Source organism: Ureibacillus xyleni, from assembly GCF_900217795.1.
In the GTDB taxonomy this organism is placed as follows: domain Bacteria; phylum Bacillota; class Bacilli; order Bacillales_A; family Planococcaceae; genus Ureibacillus; species Ureibacillus xyleni.
The window spans coordinates 182,236-199,493 of record NZ_OBMQ01000006.1 but is presented as its reverse complement, the minus strand read 5'-3'; the positions used below and the strand labels follow the sequence as shown (position 1 = coordinate 199,493).

The following is a 17,258-nucleotide window of genomic DNA, read 5'->3' as shown; positions in this document are numbered from 1 at the left end:
AGCTTTTCCAATAAGATATTATTTTAAAGCTACAAGTTTTTTTCCTACTAATACAAATAGGTTATTTTTATCCCCAATGGCTAAATCATAAACATTTTCATTCCCAACTTTAACTTTCCATAGTAACTTACCTGATGGATTTAAAGCATACACAGTTCCATTTTCTGTACCTGTATAGATTGTTCCATTTTTGTCTGTAATGATAATCGAAACCCATCCATCCGTTTTGTAAGTCCAAGCATTCAGTGGGTTTTTCTTATCAAAAATAAATGCCTTCAAATGGTTTGAAGATTGAGCATCTTTATGACTTGCTAGTTCATTAATTGGCAAACCATAAAGCATTCCTTCTTCTGTCCCGATATAAATTTGTTTGTTCTTTCCAATAACAGGGGTTACCGAAATACGCGCTCCAGATCTTGCTTTGAAACCATCTTCTGACTTTATATAAGAAGGATCTAATATAAGGTCCATTCCGACAGTTCCATCGTTTGCAGCAAATCCTAAAGAACCAGTATATGTTCCGTAATAAAAATTACCTTGATCATCTACAACAGGGGTACTAAACGCCGTATCGGGTGCACCCATATCATAAGTTCTTTTTATAAACTTGTCCCCGTCAAATAGATAGTTTGCAACAAAAATACGATTAGATTTTGTCAGTATTGGTGTAGTTGTTGGTTCGTACTGTAACTTGTGTGTATTAAGTATTTTCCCTTGTGAACTAACCTTATAGTAATACGAATCATTTGCCATTCTACCAGTAGATACATGAATGTTCCCCGATTCATCTATTGCCGGTGAGCCAAAAATGGTGTCCTTTTTCAAACCGGTGTACCACTTGACTTTGCCGGTTGGAGTAATCGCAAATAAAACGGATTCACTACATTGATTATTTTTACAAAAATATTTTGTGTTTTTATTTTTACTATAATTACTTGCTGTATAATAGATTGTCCCATCTTTCCCGATTACCGTCTTACTCCTACTTCCACTATTTGCTGGTAATGAAACCTGCCATTTTTCTTTACCATTGACACCTATAGCTAGTAAACTACCACCCGCGTTTGCAGTATATATCGTACCGTCTTTTGATATTGTAATGGCAGAATCCAGGAAATTTCCAGATCCATAAGTCCAAGTTACTTTAGGCTGTTTTGCAGGGCCACTAAAGCGCGATTGCTTATTCCAATTATCCGTTGTAGGTAAAATAGCCGTTTTATCGTACAAACCTTGTTGATAACCATTCCCTTGTTCAAACTGTTTAGTAATTTTTGCTGTATTCGTTACCTTATTTAATTTATCGTTTATTAAATTCATAACATCGAATTTTAATGTATCATCTACTCTCTTCATGGCAATCCATGCTAAATCATTCAAATCCTTAGATGACTCTTTAGAACCTTTTGATAATTCATTAAAACCAGCATTATTCAGGTTATACAACATCGTAACAGCCTCTGCTTTGGTTAATGTACCAGTTGTATTGAAATTTTTTAGTGGATCATTATGTATATCTTGAGGAACTATCTCATACTCTTGCAAAAACTCCACTGCATCTGATAAGTTCATTCGATAGGCTACTAAATGGGCCAAAGCATTTGCTACTACTCCCCTTGTAACAGGTTGGTTTCTTGCTGTTTCATTTAAATAACCATTCAAAGGTACTCCATATTGAACTAAAGAATTATAAGCATCATCAGCAAAATGAATGCTGTTTGGGGTGTGTTTTCTTAAACTTTTTGTTGATTCCGGCATATTAAAGTACTTACTTACCATCACAGCAAATTGACCTTCAGTTAAATTGGAGTTTAGTGAAGAGTCCCCTTCTATTATTCCTCTTGAAGATGCCCATTGAATTGCCTCACTATTCGCGAAGGCAATAATTTTTCCATTTTGATGCAAATCATCAGTATTCGCGCCAACACTTGAACTTCCTATTACAGTAATTGCAACAACTGCCATACCTGCAACAAGTTTTTTAAGGTGCTTGTTCATTAGCCTTGATTCACTCCTCTTACTAAAATTGTTATATATTACCACAATATAGCACATTTAAATGATAAGAGAATACATATTCATAAGTAACTTATAATCGTGTTTATTGATTTAAGTCAATGAGTTTATAAACTTTCCAATGTTATAGTTTTCCCACAAGTATAATGGGGGAATAAAAAATGCAGGTTTTAGAATTAGTAAACCTTCGAAAAGTGGCCATTACAACAGGCTTTGCTCTAATTGTGATGGCAATATGTGCAGCATTTTCTGTCGGATTCGTTAATAGCAAGCTTATTGTTGAAGGTAACGATAGTGAAACATTGATGAACATTCAAACATCGTTATCTTTATTTCAAGTAGGTATAGTCAATTGTAACTTCTTTCCCATCGTCGTTAATTGTAAATTGTCTAATACATCCCTTTAAAACGAAATAACAGTTAGTTGCAATTTCCCCTTGTTTGAGTAAAACCGTCTTTTTAGGAAATGTCTCTACGACTAATTCATTTAATATGCGTTGAATTTCCTCCTCATTAAAAGGTGTATGTCTCCTCATAATATTATTCAAATGTTGATTCATACTATCCCACCTTTAGAATTTTCCATTTTACATATTTTAACACTCTCTACTCGAAAATAAGTTGTGTTCACTTAATTAACATTGTATAATTCTGTATATAGAACACTTGATATATATCGATAGTTACGTAAGGAGAACATAATGGCGCCGAAATCAAAATTTACAAAAGAGCAAATCATCGATACTGCATTTGAAATAGCAAAAACAGACGGAATTAATAGTATTACAATTCGTAAGGTCGCAGAAAATCTTGGGAGTTCTATTGCCCCTATTTATGTGAACTTTAATGATGTAAATGAATTAATTGATGAAGTAATAAAAAAAACTCGTGACATCAGTAAACAGTTATTGAGTGAACAAAATTCGGGAAACCCTTTTCACGATATAGGAGTGGCAAGTTTACGATTCGCTAAGGAGTATAGTACGTTGTTTCGAGACTTTGTTATGAATAACTACAGCCTAGATCAACAGGATTTGGATATTAAAATTCTTATTGAAATGATGAAACAAGATCCCCTACTGACCGACTTCAATGAGGCTGAACTTATGAATCTCTTATTAAAAATGAGGATTTTCCAAACGGGTCTCTCCATTATGGTTGCGAACGGTTTAATGCCAGAAGAATTTGATGATGCCAAGATGATTAACATTCTAGATAGCACAGCTTTGGAACTTATTACGGGAGCTCGATTACGGAAAGAAGAAAATGTAGATGGGTAAACAAAAAAATGGGAGGTCTATTATGGAGGAGAAAATTATTATTATTACTGGTGCAAATTCAGGTATTGGCAAAGCAGCAGCATTAAAATTTGCAACAGAGGGATATCGTGTCATTATGGCATGCAGAAATTTAAAAATTAGTTTAGCTGCTCAACAAGAAATCATCCATCTATCAGACAATAAACTTGTTGATTTAATGGAGCTTGATGTTTCTTCTTTTGCTTCAATTCATTCATTTTGTGCAACTTTTAAATCTAAATATCCTCATCTCGACATCCTTATTAATAACGCAGCCTACTTAAATCATGGTGAAAAAGAGTATAAACTTAGTCCTGAAAATATCGAACTTTCATTTGCTACGAATACATTCGGTCCTTTTTTATTATCTAGTTTATTAAAGAATCATCTTGAAAAGTCAAAAGATCCAAGAATACTTAATGCTTGTACGACCAATATTAAACATTTCTTTGATCCAAAGAGACGTATTGAGTTTGATAATTTACAAGGGGAACTTAAAGATACTCGGACCTATAACGTTTATAAAATGTATGGAGATTCTAAAATGGCCTTATTGATCCTAACATTTAAAATGGCAGAGGAATATAAAGACGCTGGTATCAAAGTAAATGCTCTTCAAATTAACCGAGTAAAACTTTCGAAGGAGACTATTGAAAAAATGCATTCTAAATGGAAGGTTTTAGCTCGCATCCAAAATCTAATTAACCCCGCACCATCGCGCATGGCTGATAACTATTTTGATATTTGTACATCTGAAGCTTATAAAAACGTTACTGGTCAGCTTTTCAACCATAAGAGAGAAATCATTAAACCAGCTACTTCTGAAAAAGGAATTGCACAGATAAAGAACATCTTCGGAATAAGTTACTATCCTAAGTACGCAAATGACCCGAAAAATGTTGAACAAGTTTGGAAGCTTTGCACTAAACTTACTTTTATTACGAACTAAAACTAAAAAGCCCTATCTATTACAGACAGGGCTTTATATGCTTATTCCTCTTCCTCCATAATTTCATCAAAAGCACTTGAAACTTTCTCAAATTCCTCGTCGCTATCGATTGCGCTGAAGTCACCATCTTCATCAAGTTTTAAGAAGAATACATCGATATCTTCTTCTGTTTCTTCTTGTAAATCTTCAACAAAGCTAACGGCAACATATTCTATGCCATCAATATTTATACCAGCAAGGACTTCTACTTCTAATTCCTCGTTGTTTTCATCTGTAATTGTAAAAATCTCGCCTACTTGTACTTTTTCCATGAGTTCTTTCTCCTTCAATATTATTAACGAACATCATATTGTATAGCCAATAAATTAAATGTTCATACAAATTTATGTCCCACAAAAAGTTCGATATGGGAAGTTCGATGGCGCTGGCAACGAGCAATATTCATTCGCAAGCTCAGAAGAATAATCATAAGGATTAGCAAGAACTTTTAACAGCTTCTCCATCACACTATAGTCCCCATTAACAGCAGCTTCCAAAGCTTCCTCAACTTTATGATTACGTGGAATAACTACTGGATTCCTACTTTCCATTAATTGAGTGATTTCTTCTTTTGTTTGTTCCTGTCTGAATAGTCTCGCTTGCCATTTTTCATGCCAACCTTTAAAATCCTCCTGCCCCAAAAGCGATGAGCCTGTCATGTCCCCCATTGTTAATCCGCGGAATGTATTTGTATAGTCCGCGCGATGTTTATGCATAAGGTCTAACAGTTCGTCGATTAATTCCTTATCCTTTTCTTCCTTATTAAATAAACCTAATTTTGCTCGCATACCTTCTTGATAGCTTTCTTCATATAATCCCATATATTTTGATATTTCACTTTGAGCAAGCTCTATTCCTTGTTCTGGATCTTCATGAATTAATGGAATGAGCGACTCAGCAAATCGAGCTAAATTCCACCCACCGATAACAGGCTGATTTTCATACGCATATCGACCATGACGATCAATGGAACTAAATACTGTTTTCGGATCATACGTATCCATAAAAGCACAAGGACCGTAATCAATCGTTTCCCCACTAATGGTCATGTTGTCCGTGTTCATAACGCCATGGATAAATCCAACAAGCTGCCACTTTGCAATTAAATCGGCTTGTCGTTTAATCACTTCTTCCAATAAACGGAGATATCTGGTCTCACTGTTCGGAATAAATTCGTAATGGCGAATAATCGCATAATGAGCCAACACTTCTAAATTTTCAAAAGACCCCATGTTAGCTGCATACTGGAATGTTCCCACACGAAGATGACTTGACGCAACCCGAGTTAAAATTGCCCCTGGAAGTTCAGTTTCTCGTATAATATTTTCGCCAGTCGTTACCACGGCTAAACTGCGAGTTGTTGGGATCCCTAGTGCATGCATCGCTTCACTAATAATGTATTCTCGAAGCATCGGGCCAAGTGCTGCGCGGCCATCACCACCTCGCGAAAAAGGTGTACGCCCCGAACCTTTTAGTTGAATATCGAAGCGTTCTTCTTTTGGTGTCATTTGTTCACCTAGAAGTACTGCGCGACCATCGCCTAACATTGTAAAATGTCCAAATTGATGTCCTGCATAAGCTTGCGCAATCGGTGTTGAGCCATCTGGTGCAGTATTACCTGCTAATATTGCTACTGCTTTCTCACTTTGTAACTCTTCAGTATCTAATCCGAGATCTTTTGCAAGGGATTTATTAAGCTTTATTAATTTTGGTGCTCTTACAGGGTTTAATTCTATTTCTGCATAGAAGGAGTTCGGTAACCGCGCATAACTATTATCAAAGTTCCAACCTATTCCCATGTATTAATCCTCTTCTCTTATAAACGTTTCTAATTTATTGTCTACCTCATAAATTGAATTATACTTTTTTATGATGAGTTTTAGCTGCGAAACCTGTTATTACAAAGCAACAAATCCATGCGACAAAGGTAACTATCATCGCTAAAGATATTCCAAGTGCTCTCATAAAAGTATCTTCCCCAGGATAAAATGGTTTTATTGTGACATACAAGTACAGGAAAAGGAAGGTTAACAATAAATAAAAACTACTTCCAATTGCAGCCATTTTTATTCGATTCTTATTAGAATTCAACCACGCTTTATTTACGCTCATCCAAAAGACGATACTTACAACCACAGCTAACATCATCACAAAAAGATGAACAAATGGGATAGAAAATGTCATTATTAGGTAAAGTATGAGCAGCGTCGATGAAAACAGTATTGTATTCATTACAAATAAAAATAATCCTGCTGGCCATACGTTTTGAAACCATTTAGTATTTTGCAATATCAACACAAACCTATTATTCTCTCCAATAAAGTGAAATAACGATGCCCTGAAAAATAAAATGAATGCGACCATAATCAGTCCCATCAGAAAAAATAATGTCATTCTATGTCTCCCTTCCTATATTAAAAGTAAACGATACCCACTTTTGGAAGTTCCATTTCTAAGAGACAAAATTTCATTACTATGATAATATAATTTCTTATTGAATTTAGTAGAGAAAGAGGAACATCATGAGTGAAACAATTCAACACCCTAAGGAGAAGCTAAGTTTATTTCATTTAACTTGGCCGATTTTTCTAGAGGTTTTCTTATTTATGTTAATGGGGCTTGCGGATACCTTTATGCTAAGTGCCCTATCAGATAATGCTGTATCAGGTGTAGGAACTGCCAATCAATATATCCACATAGCGATTCTAATATTAGAAGTTGTCGGAAATGGGGCAGCTATCGTTGTTTCCCAATATCTTGGATCCCGTCGTTATTTAGAAGCAGCGAAAATATCCGCTTTAGCAGTAACATTAAATCTCTGTGTCGGGCTCATTATGTCGATCATTTTTATATTGTCATCCAATCAATTAATGGTCATGATGAATCTCCAAGGGGATGTATTGCAGTATGCTCAAAGCTATTTAATTATCGTTGGTGGTGGAATCTTCCTACAAGCCATCATTAATTCATTGGCAGCGATTATTCGCGTACATGGTTGGACGAAACAAACTATGTATGTTTCACTCGGAATGAATATTATACACGTAATTGGTAACTACATTTTGATTTTCGGTAATTTTGGAGCACCAGAATTAGGTGTACAAGGTGCAGCTATTTCTTCAGTAGTCAGCCGTTTAATTGCTGTATTCGTATTCTTCTGGCTTCTATACCAAGCTTTAGAGGTGAAAGTTAAGCTTGAATATTACTTCACCTTATCAAAAGAATATGTAAGCAAAATCCTTTATATCGGCTTGCCAAGTGCATTAGAACAAATTTTATATCAAGTGTGTCAAATCGTCTTCCTATATTATGTGACATATCTTGGCGCAGAATCCCTTGCAGCTCGTCAATATGCGAATAATATTTCCATGTTTACTTACTTATTTGCTATCGCCATTGGTATGGGGACAGCGATTATTGTTGGACGGTTTGTTGGCGCAGGAGAAAAAGATGCTGCCTATAAACAACTTTGGTTTAGTGTAAAAGCGGCTCTTATTTTTACAATTACAATTGCTTTAGTTGTTATAATTTTTAGAGAACCATTAATGAATCTATTTACTGATAATCCTGAAGTTATTAAGATTGGGGCTTCTGTTTTATTATTAAGTTTACTACTTGAAACAGGAAGAACATTTAATATTACAATTATTAACACATTACGTGCTGCTGGTGATGCCCGTTTCCCAGTGAAAATAGGATTTTTATCAATGGTATGTATGAGTTTGCCATTGGGATATTTACTCGTTTTTGTGTTCGACCTCGGATTGGTTGGTGTTTGGCTAGCTATTGCAGCTGATGAATGGACTCGTGCCATCATTGTATTATTTAGATGGAAAAGTCGGAAATGGGAACGTTTTGCACTTGTTTCGCCTAAAGAGGAAGAGCTTGTAAAATGAGCGGGCTATACTTAACCCGCTCGTTTTTATTTTAAGGTGTACGAATTACTAAAACATCACATTTCGCCGTACGTACAATGGCTTCTGAGATTGATCTGAGATTGATTCGACTAGTAAACGTTCTACCCCATGTTTACCTGTTGCACCACATAAAATAAAATCTGCATTTACCGCTTTCGCAACTTCTCCTGTAATAACAAACTTAGGCGCTCCAAATTGATGAAGTGTTTTTATAGGGATGGTGAGTACCAAAGCCTTTAAAGTTAACCTAGTAGACCTATAACTCATAACGTAAAACCGCTTGGATCACTCGTGGTAATGGGCTTCATGGTGCGTATGAACGTCTAATCTGCTTGTGTTACTCGTTGATATGTCCTTCATAATGCGCATGAACGTCAAATCTACTTGGGTTACTCGCTGGAATGTCCTTCATAATGCGTATGAACGTCAAATCTACTTTGGTCACTCGTTGATATATCCTTCATAATGCCCATGAACGTCAAAGGTTGAATTCATTACTCCAATGCCCTTCACCAAAAGTTGGCCTCATACCACCTATGAATACAAAAATCTCTATGATTTTCACCAAATGTTGGCTTCATACCACCGATGAATACAAAAATCACGAAAAACTTCATCCAAACTTGTTTTCATCCCGGCAACAACCTCATCCAGTATGCAATGAATTATCCTGTCAAACATAAAAAAAGACTTCCCGCACTTAATGGGAAGTCCTCTATCTTAATGATTATCTACCGGTTCTTTTGGTAATGATTGTCTAAGTTTGCAATATTGTACGAAGACGCGTGCAAGCTCACGGAGACGATCTTTAATTTCATCGTCTGTTATATTATTATTTGCATCAAAGTGAGATGCATGCGTATATACATAGTTTGGCGTTACTAAACATCTAAAATAGTCTAATATTGGACGCAACTGGTTTTCAACGACTAGATGATGTTGATACGTCCCACCGTTTGCAACCATGGATACTGGTTTATAGCGCATTGCTTTTGGATTTATCATATCAAACGCATTTTTTAATACACCGGGTATGGATGCTTGGTAGATAGGAGTGGCAATAATGTAGCCGTCTGCATTTTCAAACTTTTCAATCATCATTTGCATATCTTCATTTAACGGGCTACCATCCAAAATTTGGTGTTTTAAATCAGAAAAATATAATATTTCAAGCTCTAATTCGCTATTATATTCTTTAATATATTGTTGAACTTGTCGCAAAATCGCACCGGTTTTTGCACCAAACACAGTACCGTCTACGAGTAATATTTTCATTATGTCTATCCTCCACCTTTTCTATTTCCATCCGTTATTGTAACAGATGCGACAAATGTCGAATAGGGAACGAGTTTATAAAAAATAAAATTTCAGCCTTTAGTCGGAAATTCAACATTACTCGCTTTTTCAAGGGCTTTCTCCATTTTATGCGACGGAGAGGTTAAACTAATCATTGTTGTACCTGCTTCAAACGTATATTCTTTCGAGTGAATAATAAAGATTAATTCGTTATCAGAGTCAACAGCAAATAACGGAATCATCTTGTGATCATCATCCTCTAAGAAATCATTGTAAGTATATTGTTCCGTTAACTGGGTTTTTCTAATCATGTATCCTTCTTCAACAAATCGATTTAACGTATGGATATCATACTCAGGATGAAATAGTTTCTTCCCACCAATCGCCTTGCTAAAATCACTAGGATCATCTGTATGAATCGGGGTTTGAAAAATTTGTTCCCTCCCTAATTCAGGAACAAAATGATGACATATTAATGCATTATATGCGTCCTCATCTGTAGCAGCGATTAAAATTTCATACGGAGTTAATTCAATACTATATTTTGTATACTCACTTAAAATATCGCCAACAGCGGTTTTAATCCCTAATTGCCTTGCACGATACAAAGCGCCGTATGAGCGATCTAATATTAAAACAGGCTTATTGAACGATTGAATCGCCTCTCCTAAAATTGCCGAAAATGCACTTCCACCAACGATTAATACACCTGTTTCGTCCGTAGCTCGTAATCCAAACTTTTTTGCAAGCCAACCAATAGAAAAACTATGGGCAAGTACTGTTGCAAATATTAGCGCTAATGTTAATGCAGTAATAATTTCAGCATCGACAAACCCTTCTTTACTTAATTTACTCGTAAAAAATCCGGATACTGTTAAAGCGACAATTCCCCTAGGAGAAATCCACCCAATAAACAATTTTTCGTTCTTCGGTAAATCGATACCGATTGTCGCCAGCCAAACTGAAACGGGCCTTACGATAAATAACATCACTAAAACAAATGAAAGCATTTTCCAATTAAAAACGTCCATAACCGTACTAAGGGATAATGATGCGGTTAACATAATAAACACGCTCGAAATCAAAACTACGGATATATTTTCTTTAAAGTGAATTAAATCTTTTAATGAAGTTAAATGCATATTAGCCATCACGATTCCCATTGCCGTTACCGCCAGCAATCCCGTCTCATGCATAATCTCTTCAGATAACACAAATACCAGTAATACACTTACTAAAACTACCGGCGATTTTAAATATTCTGGAATGTATCCATGTTCAATTAACTTCACTAGCAAAAATCCTACTCCGATTCCTATAATGACCGATAGAATTGATGCTCCAAAAAATATAAATAGAGCTGTACTTGAAATTAAATCATTTAACCAAAACACGACTTCCAATGCAAAGAGGGCCAATAATGCTCCAAAAGGCTCAACAACTAATCCTTCCCATTTTAAAATAGTGGCAGGTCGTTCTTTTAATTTTGCATGTCGTAATAAAGGAATAATCACAGTTGGTCCCGTCACGATAAAGAGGCCACCAACTATAAATGCTACATCTAAAGAAATACCCGCAACAAAATGAGCAGTTAATGAGCCAGCAATCCAAGCAATAAAAGATCCTAACGTAGAAATTCGAAAAATGGCACGTCTCGAATCTTTCATTTCTCGAATATCTAAACTTAAACTTCCTTCAAAAAGCACAATTGCCACTGCTAACGAAATTAATGGATGAAAAACGTCCCCAAAACTTTCTTGAGGATGGAGAATATTGAAAAATGGTCCAACTAGTAAACCAACGAGAGACATAATGACAATTGCAGGAAGTCGAAAACGCCACGCAATCCATTGTGATAGTATTCCTAATGCCGCAACAGCAGTAATCTGGATAAGTGTCGATTCAAACATCATTACATCTCCTTACAACTCCAAACTTTTATGCCCAAGCATCTAACTGAGCCAAAAATAAAGCCCTTACGCAATTTTAGTATTTGCGAAGGACTATCTTTCATTCTATTCCTTTGATATATTTTCAGTATTATTTGCTTTTTCCAGAGCTTTTTCAATTTTACGAGTTGGAGAAGTTAAACTTACAATCGTTGTACCCTGCTCAAAATTACTTTTATTCCCCATTACTGAGAATATTAAATTGTTATCCTTATCTACTGCAAATAATGGGATTGTTGAATGACTATCATCCTTAAGAAAGTGTTCAAAAGTATATTGTTCTGTTAATGTCGTTTTTCGAATCATAAAACCTTCTTCTACATGACGATTTAACGTATGAATATCATATTTCTGTTTAATAAACATTTTTCCACCTAAAGATTTACTGTAATCACTGGGATCTCCAATATGGATTGGTGTTTGATATATATGTTCTCTCCCTAATTCTGGAACAAATCGCTGACAAATAAGCGCATTATAAGCATCTTCTTCAGTTGCTGCTATGAGAATTTCGTAAGGTGTTAAGTCCACATGATATTCGGTATGTTCACTTAAAATATCCCCCACTTCTGTTTCTATCCCACGCTGCCGTGCTGGAGATAAAGCACCCCATGAACGATCTAAAACTAAAACTGGTTTATTAAAGGATTGGATGGCTTCAGCAAGAACAGCACTAAATTCCGTACCACCAACAATCATTACCCCGGCTTCTTCTGTTGCTTGTAATCCAAGTTTTCGAGCAAGCCAGCTAATTGAAAAACCATGGGCCAAAACTGTTGCAAAGACAAGGGCAAGAGTTAATGCTGTAATAATATCTCCATCCTCAAAACCGGACTCTGTTAAAACGCCTGCAAAATAACCAGACACAGTTAGGGCAACAATTCCCCGTGGAGCAATCCAGCCAATTAACGTTCTCTCCTGAACAGATAAACCGACTCCAATTGTAGAAACCCAAATTGATAATGGCCTAACAATAAACATCATCGCAAGAACAAATATAAACATGCGCCAATTTAGTATTTCAAGAAGTGTTTCACTTGAAAGAGAAGCTGTTAACATAATAAATACACTTGAAATTAAAAGGACAGATATATTTTCCTTAAAGTGAATTAAGTCGCGGATTGAAGTTAAGTGCATATTGGCCATTACAATTCCCATTGCTGTTACTGCAAGAAGACCAGTTTCATGCATGATCATATCAGATAAAACAAAAACCAAAAGAACACTACTTAATACTGCTGGTGATTTTAAAAATTCCGGGATAAAGCCAAGCTCTAATAACCGTCCTAAAAAATAACCGGCAATTGAGCCTATTAAAGCTGCTAGAATAGATGCTCCGAAGAATAAGATTAGCGAGGTACCAGAGATAAAATTATTTGTCCAAAAAACAACTTGTAATGCAAAAAGAGCAAGTAAAGCTCCAAAAGGATCCACTACAATGCCTTCCCATTTTAATATAGCTGCGGGACGTTCTTTTAATTTTGATTGTCTTAATAATGGAAGAATAACGGTTGGTCCAGTAACGATAAATAGTCCACCTATAACAAAGGCAACATCCAGTGTTAGTCCGGCTAGAAAGTGAGCTGCAAGGGAACCTATAATCCAAGCAATAAATGCACCTAAAGTTGAAATTCTGAAGATAGCATGACGGAAACCTTTTATTTCTCTTATATCTAAGCTTAAACTACCTTCAAATAATATAATTGCAACAGCAAGTGAAATTAGTGGATTAAAGACATTCCCAAAGTTTTCTTGGGGATTAAAAATGTTCAGAAAAGGTCCTACAACCAATCCTACTACAGACATAATGACAATAGCTGGGAGTCGAAAACGCCAAGCAATCCATTGCGATAAAATTCCTAGCACTACAACTGCTGCAATTACAAAAAGAGTGAATTCCATTATCATTACATCTCCTTCCGTTAAGAAGTACACTTACCCACGTTGTCTATACTATGTAAAAGAGTAAAAAGTTTGGGAGTTATTAGTCCAATTAATAAAACAAAATAGCTAGCCGTTATCAGTTAGATACGGCTAACTCTTATATTCACGGAAGTACAGGGGGACAATAACTAAATTTAAGTCGGAGTCGGCTTATTGTAGTATCTGCAGATGTTGTTCTTTCATTCCATATTTTTATTAAATCAATCATTGTCTTCTTTAATTTCCCTAAATTTCGACTTATTAAACACGACTTCTTCATCTAGTGGTAACGGTTCTTCTTTTATCTTCTTATCCCAATTAAATAATTGCTCTCTAGATATTGGTTCTTCAACAACTTGTTCTGGCTGAGGCATTTCTAATTTGGCTAGTTCCCATGATTCATAGATTGATACTGGTGTCTTTTTCCCGTGCAGTGCAATCACTTTCATTGCAAGGGCAACTTGTTTGCCTTCAATTGAACGAAACTTTTTTAGTGGGCCAATGAGGATGGGGTTTACAACCTTTAGAATATATTCGCCCATTTTTTCTCCAAAACGAAATTCGTAACGATCCCCTACTAAAAGAGAAGGTCTAATAATCGAAAGCTGAGGTAATTCCAATGCAGTTAATTCTTTCTCTAATTTCCCTTTTACCCGACTATAGTAAACAGAGGATGTTTCATTTGCACTCATAGCAGAAATTACAATGAAATGCATGATTCCGCGCTTTTTTGCAAGAGATGCAATTTGTAACGGATATTCGAAATCTACTTTTTCAAATTCACTGCGCGAACCTGCTTTTTTCATAGTGGTGCCTAAACAGCAGTAAAGTTCATGGGCAAAATCAAAATCTTGTTCCCCAAGTTCATCGAAAGAACGTATCTTAACAGTTAATTTTGGGTGCTCGTATTCTAGTTTTCTACGGGTAATTGCTGTGATTGATATATATTCATCACTTTCACATAGTAGTTTCAAAAGTTCAGACCCTACAAGACCTGTTGCTCCTACTATAATTGCAGATCGCATTTTCACTCTTTGCCCTCACCTTTCATTTTTTCATATTCCAATGCATACACTTGAAAATCTATATCTCTATTGTTCAAAATTTTATATTGATAATTTTCACACATACTTTCTTCTTTTTCACCATAATTTAATTAATAGTTGGGAAAGGATGGGATACCATGCAAAATGAATTAGTGACTACCACTTCAAAAAAGAAAATTGCTTTTATTGTTGAGCATAATGTAGTAAAAGGATATTATCCACTTGAACGAACTGCCATTTTAGCAAAACTATTAAAAGAAGACGAGGAAGTTTATATTTTTTTAAAACAATCTGGACAAGAAGCCATTGAAATTTTTACAGACTTACAACTTTCTCCGATTCTCTTTGACCATTATGAAGAATTAAAAAATCAAATTCGCAATCTTGGACCTGATTTAATTGTTCAAGATGGTAAAGATACAATTGTCGAGCAAGTGGAACAAATTCGACCTTATTGCAAAACCCTAGTCCATTTTGATGATTTTGGCGAGGGTGGTGAATTAGCGGATTGTAATATTCATGCTTTATTTGAAGAAGTACGTGAAAATACCGCACGAAATATTTTAGGTGGAACCTATGCATTTGCAGTAAAAGACACATTAAAATCTATCGCTGAATCTAGAGTATCAAACGAATTGTCCAACCCACCACATATCATTGTTGCCTATGAAGATGGTGACGAAAACAATTTAACGTATCGCACCCTAAGACATTTAACACAATTACAAATTCCTCTAAAAATTACAATCGCCATTGATTCTGAATATAAACATTCTATTGAAGATTTACAAATGATGGTTCTAAGCCGCCGTAACACCAATATTTTAAGAAACGAACAAGCACTCGAAAAACTACTTCCTGAGGCGGATATCGTTATATGTAACGCCAACTATACACCTTATAAAGTCGCTACAATCGGTATACCATGTATTACTGCTGCTCAAAACGAACGAGAATTGAACAATGCTTTCCCTCGTGAACACCATGGATTTATTCATCTTGGTCTAGGGCGAAAAATGAAGCAATCAAACATTCAAAACGCCGTAATGGAGCTACTACTTCATGAAGCACGGCGAGAACGAGCTGTTCGTAAACAGTTCCAATTAGATATAGCAGAAAACAATGAAGCTCTAAAATCCTTATTATTAGACTTTGCATACGAACGTCATAACATCATATCTTTATAGAGAATGAACGGAACATTCAGAAAAAAAATATTAGTATCTTTGAACCAGTCTTTTTGGCTGGTTTTTTAATTCACAGAATTGTTGGTAGTTTTTTCATCTTCCCCTTTTACACCATTAACATTTTTGTTACAATTTTATATACAATAAGTACTAATTGTTAATTCTCCATACGGTAAAAAGGAGTTATGTATGGGGATGTCGAATCATAAAACAAGTAAATTGATTAAGGCAAAAGGAGTTGTAAGTCATGAAACAAAATTTAAAAGTTCTAATTTGTGATGATTCAATTTTAATTCGTAAAAAACTAAGATCTGTTTTAGAAAAATGTAAACTCGAAGAAATTTTCGAAGCTGAAAATGGAGTTATTGCTGTTGAACAAGCAAAAGAACACAACCCAGATTTAATTTTCATGGATATCGTAATGCCTGATAAAGACGGAATAGAGGCATTAAAAGATATTAAATCATTTAATCCTGAAGCAAAAATCGTAATGGCCTCTTCTGCCGGGACAAGCGACCACCTAAAAGAAGCTCTTGCTAATGGTGCATATGATTTCATCCAAAAACCAATCTCTCTTGAATCTGTTACTCTACTAATCGAGAAAATTTTGAAGGAGGAAAGTGCAAATGTTTAGCCAATACTTCGGTCATTATTTGTTAAACCGCGGTCTAATCACACGTGAGCAATTAGCAGATGCTTTAGAATTCCAAAAAACTGTTCACGTTAAATTTGGGGTAATTGCTGTAGATGAAGGCTTCATGACGACTGCACAAGTTGAAGAGGTTCACGAAAAACAACGCCAAATGGATAAACGCTTTGGAGAAATTGCTGTAGAGCTTGGTTACTTAACTGAAGCACAAGTGGAAGCGTTAATCTCTCACCAAAAACAAAGCCATCTTTATTTAGCTCAAGCACTTGTTGATCGTGAGTACATGACAATCGATGAATTCGGTGCCGCTCTAAATGACTACAAAAAAGAAAACAGCTTATCAGATGAACAATTTGAAGCAATTCGCAACGGTAATATTGATACATTAGTAGAACAACTTTTAGTATCAGACGAAGAAAAAGCTGCGAAATACGGAAAATACTTATCTCTATTTGCGAAAAACATGATTCGTTTCATTGATGATCAAGTTTATCTTGAAGTTTCAGAGAGTAATAATGTTGTACCGGGTAACTGGTTAATTAAACAAGACATTATTGGTGGTGCTCCCCTATTCACAGGACTTAGTACAAACGATGAAACATTATTGTATGTAGCTTCTATTTATGCAGAAGAGGAATTAACTGAAATCGATGCATTGGCGAAGGATGCAGTAAGTGAATTCTTAAACTTACATAATGGAATTTACTTAGTAAACATGTCCAACTGGGGTACAGAACTTAACATGAACCCACAACAAATAGTTGAAAATGCTACTGTTGCAGGTGAGTTATTCCAAGTGAACGTTATCACTTCAAAAGGTACATTCCAATTAGTACTATCCGACAATCCAACTAGTATTGAAATCGGTTCTGCAGCCGGAACACAAGCTGTATAATAGGAGATCGCTCTGAACGGTATACACTGTCCAGAGCTTTTTTGGTTGTGTTCATTGTTCTATTCCCCTACCTTCCCCTTATTAAACTTATTATTAA

General features: G+C 35.5%; 17 protein-coding genes. 7 read left to right on the top strand and 10 right to left on the bottom strand.

Going from position 1 to position 17,258, the window contains the following annotated elements; translation table 11 throughout:
• Positions 1–18 precede the first annotated feature (18 nt).
• Positions 19–1,995 (bottom strand): NHL repeat-containing protein, encoded by a 1,977-nt coding sequence (locus tag CRO00_RS10885; RefSeq protein ID WP_161946664.1) that lies wholly within the window; start codon positions 1,993–1,995, stop codon positions 19–21.
• A gap of 179 nt (positions 1,996–2,174) precedes the next feature.
• Between CRO00_RS10885 and CRO00_RS20000 the strand changes: the two genes are divergently transcribed.
• Positions 2,175–2,420, top strand: coding sequence for a DUF4386 family protein (locus tag CRO00_RS20000; protein WP_141396959.1), 246 nt, complete (start codon positions 2,175–2,177; stop codon positions 2,418–2,420).
• On the opposite strand, the gene CRO00_RS10880 is transcribed toward CRO00_RS20000, so the two are convergent.
• Complete coding sequence (locus CRO00_RS10880; RefSeq protein ID WP_237658392.1) at positions 2,343–2,549, bottom strand: Crp/Fnr family transcriptional regulator; 207 nt, start codon at positions 2,547–2,549, stop codon at positions 2,343–2,345. The two genes, CRO00_RS20000 and CRO00_RS10880, sit on opposite strands and share 78 nt — an antisense overlap.
• A 165-nt stretch (positions 2,550–2,714) precedes the next feature.
• On the opposite strand from CRO00_RS10880, the gene CRO00_RS10875 reads away from it, so the two are divergent.
• Together CRO00_RS10875 and CRO00_RS10870 are read left to right on the top strand one after the other, a co-directional pair.
• Positions 2,715–3,293 (top strand): TetR/AcrR family transcriptional regulator, encoded by a 579-nt coding sequence (locus CRO00_RS10875; protein ID WP_097073696.1) that lies wholly within the window; start codon positions 2,715–2,717, stop codon positions 3,291–3,293.
• A 22-nt stretch (positions 3,294–3,315) separates the two neighbouring features.
• The gene (locus CRO00_RS10870; protein WP_097073695.1) at positions 3,316–4,260 is read left to right on the top strand and encodes an SDR family NAD(P)-dependent oxidoreductase; all 945 of its coding nucleotides are present in this window, start codon (positions 3,316–3,318) and stop codon (positions 4,258–4,260) included.
• A gap of 41 nt (positions 4,261–4,301) precedes the next feature.
• On the opposite strand, the gene CRO00_RS10865 is transcribed toward CRO00_RS10870, so the two are convergent.
• The 3 genes from CRO00_RS10865 to CRO00_RS20450 all read right to left on the bottom strand — a co-directional run bounded on the left by CRO00_RS10865 (position 4,302) and on the right by CRO00_RS20450 (position 6,483).
• Positions 4,302–4,571, bottom strand: a complete 270-nt coding sequence (locus tag CRO00_RS10865) for a DUF1292 domain-containing protein (protein WP_097073694.1) — start codon at positions 4,569–4,571, stop codon at positions 4,302–4,304.
• A gap of 72 nt (positions 4,572–4,643) precedes the next feature.
• On the bottom strand, positions 4,644–6,098 hold the full coding sequence (locus tag CRO00_RS10860; protein ID WP_097073693.1) for a protein adenylyltransferase SelO: 1,455 nt from the start codon (positions 6,096–6,098) through the stop codon (positions 4,644–4,646).
• A gap of 58 nt (positions 6,099–6,156) precedes the next feature.
• Positions 6,157–6,483 (bottom strand): hypothetical protein, encoded by a 327-nt coding sequence (locus tag CRO00_RS20450; RefSeq protein WP_237658385.1) that lies wholly within the window; start codon positions 6,481–6,483, stop codon positions 6,157–6,159.
• A gap of 338 nt (positions 6,484–6,821) precedes the next feature.
• Here CRO00_RS20450 and CRO00_RS10850 point away from each other — a divergent pair, with 338 nt between their 5' ends.
• On the top strand, positions 6,822–8,195 hold the full coding sequence (locus CRO00_RS10850) for an MATE family efflux transporter (protein WP_097073691.1): 1,374 nt from the start codon (positions 6,822–6,824) through the stop codon (positions 8,193–8,195).
• Between the two features lie 48 nt (positions 8,196–8,243).
• Here CRO00_RS10850 and CRO00_RS10845 read toward each other — a convergent pair whose 3' ends face one another.
• The 5 genes from CRO00_RS10845 to CRO00_RS10825 form a co-directional block, all read right to left on the bottom strand.
• Positions 8,244–8,483, bottom strand: a complete 240-nt coding sequence (locus CRO00_RS10845) for a universal stress protein (protein ID WP_097073690.1) — start codon at positions 8,481–8,483, stop codon at positions 8,244–8,246.
• 453 nt (positions 8,484–8,936) lie between these two features.
• Entirely contained in the window at positions 8,937–9,491 is a 555-nt protein-coding gene (locus tag CRO00_RS10840; RefSeq protein ID WP_097073689.1) for an NADPH-dependent FMN reductase, read from the bottom strand.
• A 92-nt stretch (positions 9,492–9,583) separates the two neighbouring features.
• The gene (locus CRO00_RS10835; RefSeq protein ID WP_097073688.1) at positions 9,584–11,422 is read right to left on the bottom strand and encodes a cation:proton antiporter; all 1,839 of its coding nucleotides are present in this window, start codon (positions 11,420–11,422) and stop codon (positions 9,584–9,586) included.
• 105 nt (positions 11,423–11,527) lie between these two features.
• Positions 11,528–13,363, bottom strand: a complete 1,836-nt coding sequence (locus CRO00_RS10830; RefSeq protein ID WP_237658384.1) for a cation:proton antiporter — start codon at positions 13,361–13,363, stop codon at positions 11,528–11,530.
• 242 nt (positions 13,364–13,605) lie between these two features.
• Positions 13,606–14,409 carry an NAD-dependent epimerase/dehydratase family protein gene (locus CRO00_RS10825; RefSeq protein ID WP_097073741.1) on the bottom strand — a complete coding sequence of 268 codons (804 nt, stop codon included), beginning with the start codon at positions 14,407–14,409 and terminating at the stop codon, positions 13,606–13,608.
• A 158-nt stretch (positions 14,410–14,567) separates the two neighbouring features.
• Here CRO00_RS10825 and CRO00_RS10820 point away from each other — a divergent pair, with 158 nt between their 5' ends.
• The 3 genes from CRO00_RS10820 (at position 14,568) to CRO00_RS10810 (ending at position 17,161) form a co-directional block, all read left to right on the top strand.
• Complete coding sequence (locus CRO00_RS10820) at positions 14,568–15,617, top strand: PseG/SpsG family protein (protein WP_097073687.1); 1,050 nt, start codon at positions 14,568–14,570, stop codon at positions 15,615–15,617.
• A 247-nt stretch (positions 15,618–15,864) separates the two neighbouring features.
• Positions 15,865–16,251, top strand: a complete 387-nt coding sequence (locus CRO00_RS10815; protein WP_097073686.1) for a response regulator — start codon at positions 15,865–15,867, stop codon at positions 16,249–16,251.
• Positions 16,244–17,161: a cyclic di-GMP-binding domain-containing protein, MshE-related gene (locus tag CRO00_RS10810; protein WP_097073685.1), complete on the top strand. Its 918-nt coding sequence runs from the start codon at positions 16,244–16,246 to the stop codon at positions 17,159–17,161. Before CRO00_RS10815 ends, CRO00_RS10810 begins: the two co-directional genes overlap by 8 nt.
• Positions 17,162–17,258 lie beyond the last annotated feature (97 nt).

Bases quoted from the DNA above. Each gene is read 5' to 3' on its own strand.
- CRO00_RS10840 (WP_097073689.1), bottom strand. From the start codon at position 9,491: ATGAAAATATTACTCGTAGACGGTACTGTGTTTGGTGCAAAAACCGGT.
- CRO00_RS10860 (WP_097073693.1), bottom strand. From the start codon at position 6,098: ATGGGAATAGGTTGGAACTTTGATAATAGTTATGCGCGGTTACCGAAC.
- CRO00_RS20450 (WP_237658385.1), bottom strand. From the start codon at position 6,483: ATGACATTTTCTATCCCATTTGTTCATCTTTTTGTGATGATGTTAGCT.
- CRO00_RS10875 (WP_097073696.1), top strand. From the start codon at position 2,715: ATGGCGCCGAAATCAAAATTTACAAAAGAGCAAATCATCGATACTGCA.
- CRO00_RS10870 (WP_097073695.1), top strand. From the start codon at position 3,316: ATGGAGGAGAAAATTATTATTATTACTGGTGCAAATTCAGGTATTGGC.
- CRO00_RS10835 (WP_097073688.1), bottom strand. From the start codon at position 11,422: ATGTTTGAATCGACACTTATCCAGATTACTGCTGTTGCGGCATTAGGA.
- CRO00_RS10830 (WP_237658384.1), bottom strand. From the start codon at position 13,363: ATGGAATTCACTCTTTTTGTAATTGCAGCAGTTGTAGTGCTAGGAATT.
- CRO00_RS10880 (WP_237658392.1), bottom strand. From the start codon at position 2,549: ATGAGGAGACATACACCTTTTAATGAGGAGGAAATTCAACGCATATTA.
- CRO00_RS10825 (WP_097073741.1), bottom strand. From the start codon at position 14,409: ATGCGATCTGCAATTATAGTAGGAGCAACAGGTCTTGTAGGGTCTGAA.
- CRO00_RS10850 (WP_097073691.1), top strand. From the start codon at position 6,822: ATGAGTGAAACAATTCAACACCCTAAGGAGAAGCTAAGTTTATTTCAT.
- CRO00_RS10865 (WP_097073694.1), bottom strand. From the start codon at position 4,571: ATGGAAAAAGTACAAGTAGGCGAGATTTTTACAATTACAGATGAAAAC.
- CRO00_RS10885 (WP_161946664.1), bottom strand. From the start codon at position 1,995: ATGAACAAGCACCTTAAAAAACTTGTTGCAGGTATGGCAGTTGTTGCA.
- CRO00_RS10810 (WP_097073685.1), top strand. From the start codon at position 16,244: ATGTTTAGCCAATACTTCGGTCATTATTTGTTAAACCGCGGTCTAATC.
- CRO00_RS10845 (WP_097073690.1), bottom strand. From the start codon at position 8,483: ATGAGTTATAGGTCTACTAGGTTAACTTTAAAGGCTTTGGTACTCACC.
- CRO00_RS10815 (WP_097073686.1), top strand. From the start codon at position 15,865: ATGAAACAAAATTTAAAAGTTCTAATTTGTGATGATTCAATTTTAATT.
- CRO00_RS10820 (WP_097073687.1), top strand. From the start codon at position 14,568: ATGCAAAATGAATTAGTGACTACCACTTCAAAAAAGAAAATTGCTTTT.
- CRO00_RS20000 (WP_141396959.1), top strand. From the start codon at position 2,175: ATGCAGGTTTTAGAATTAGTAAACCTTCGAAAAGTGGCCATTACAACA.